2 protein-coding genes are annotated in these 2,047 nt (G+C 71.1%); both read right to left on the reverse strand.

The features are described 5' to 3' along the window. On the reverse strand, positions 1–916 hold a 916-nt coding region (gene xylB / locus AC27VN_RS39810), incomplete at its 3' end, for a xylulokinase (RefSeq protein ID WP_490880262.1). 36 nt (positions 917–952) lie between these two features. Beyond that, positions 953–1,906, reverse strand: a complete 954-nt coding sequence (locus AC27VN_RS39815; protein ID WP_057594072.1) for an AraC family transcriptional regulator — start codon at positions 1,904–1,906, stop codon at positions 953–955. Positions 1,907–2,047: the final 141 nt, after the last annotated feature.

Raw genomic sequence — 2,047 nt, forward strand, 5'->3', positions numbered from 1 at the left:
GCGAGGCCCAGCTCACGGCGCTCGCGGCCGAGAGCATCACCGACATCTGGTGCCAGCGGCCCGGCAGCGCGTGGCAGAAGGCATGCACCGCCTGCGCGGGATTCGGTTCGAAGCGGCTCGAGGCGACGAAGATCACGCCCGAGGTGCCGAGCGAGACGAAGCCCTGCCCCGGCTCCACGATGCCCATGCCGACCGCGCTGGCGGCGTTGTCGCCCGCGCCGCCGGCGATCTTCACCTCCGCGCCCAGGCCCCAGCGTTCGGCGAGCGCGGGCTTCAGCGTGGCCGAGACCTCGCTGCCTTCCACCAGCCGCGGCATCTGCGCGCGGGTAAGGCCGGTGGCGGCGAGCAGCTCGTCGGACCAGTCGCGCGCGCCGACGTCGAGCCACAGCGTGCCGGCCGCATCGGACATCTCGCCGACCGCCTCGCCGCTCAGCATGAAGCGCAGCCAGTCCTTGGGCAGCAGCACGCGCGCCACGCGCGCGAAGAGCTCGGGCTCGTGCTCGCGCACCCAGAGCAGCTTGGGCGCGGTGAAGCCCGGCATCGCGAGGTTGCCCGCGATCTCGCCCAGGCGCGGCACCGCGCGTGTCAGCGCCTCGCACTGCGCGCCGCTGCGACCGTCGTTCCAGAGGATGGCCGGGCGCAGCACCTCGCCGGCCGCGTCGAGCAAGGTGGCGCCGTGCATCTGGCCCGACAGCCCGATGGCGCGCACCTGCGCGAGCGCCACCGGCTGGTCGGCGCGCAGCTGCGCCATCACCTGCTCGAGCGCCTGCCACCATTGCGCGGGCGATTGTTCGGACCACAGCGGATGCGGCCGGTCCACGGTCAGCGATGCGCGCGCCACGCCGACGATGCGGTGATCGTCGGCGAGCAGCAGCGCCTTGAGCTCGGACGTGCCGAGGTCGAGTCCCAGATACAAGAGAAGCTCCCGGTGGGTTTGAATGAAAGGCGGCGTTCAGGCCATGCCGTTGCCGAAGCGGGTGTCGGCCTGGCGGCGGAACTCGCTGGGCGTCATGCCCTTGATCTCGAGAAAGCGCCGGTTGAAATTCGCCACGTTGTTGAAGCCGACCTGGTAGCAGATGTCGGTCACGTAGTGGTCGGTCTGCATCAGCAGGTGGCAGGCGCTGTTGATGCGCACGCGGTTGACGAAGTCGGTGAAGCTGTTGCCGGTGGAGCGCCGGAAGAAGCGGCTGAAGCGGCTCTCGCTCATGCCGAGCTCGGCGGCCAGGTCGGCCATCGAGAGCTGCTCGGTCATGTTGTTGGTGATGCGGTTGACGATGCCGTTGATCTGGTCGACCTGCGCATCGCCGTCGGCGCCCTGCGCGCCCTGCATCTGCACGCTCGACAGCAGCCGGTAGTCGGTGCACTGCGCGAGGTCGGCCAGGAAGCCCAGGAACAGCCCGAGCCGGCGCACGCCGCGCGCGGCCTTGATGTCGTCCCAGTGCTGCTGCGCCTGCTGCGAGAGGCCGAAGAACTCGATGCCGTGGCGCGCGCGCTCGAGCAGCTGCATGACCTCGCGCAGCTCGGGAATCTGCGCCGCGGCCTGCTCGATCGGCTCGTGGCGGAACTGGATCACGCGATCGCGCCCGGCGGCGCCGCCCTCGGGCACGTCGAGCGAGATCCAGTTGTGCGGCAGCCGCGGGCCGCACAGCACCAGGTGGCCGGGCTGGAACGGCCCGATCCAGTCGCCGATGAAGGCCTTGCCCGAGGTCTCGGTGATCAGGTGCAGCTCGTAGTCCTCGTGGAAGTGCCAGCGCACCAGCGGGCTCGGGAAGCCGTGCGCCAGGCATCGCACCAGGCCGGTCTCCTCGGGCGCCTCGTAGCCCAGCGAGGGCGAGCGCGCGAAGTCGCGCTCCAGCTCGGGCTGGCGCTGGCGGGGAATCGAACGCTTGCGGGTGGTGGTGGTCATGGCTGCATGCTCGCTCGCGGGCCGCGCCCGCTGCCAGAACGACTAGCGATTGTCTCCCTGCGCCAGCGCCGCCTGCACGGCCGCCAGCACCGGTGGATCGGCACCCTCGCGGGTGCAGTTCAGGGCCGCGGCGGTGGCGGC

This window comes from Variovorax sp. 20P10.2.4 (assembly GCF_058244205.1).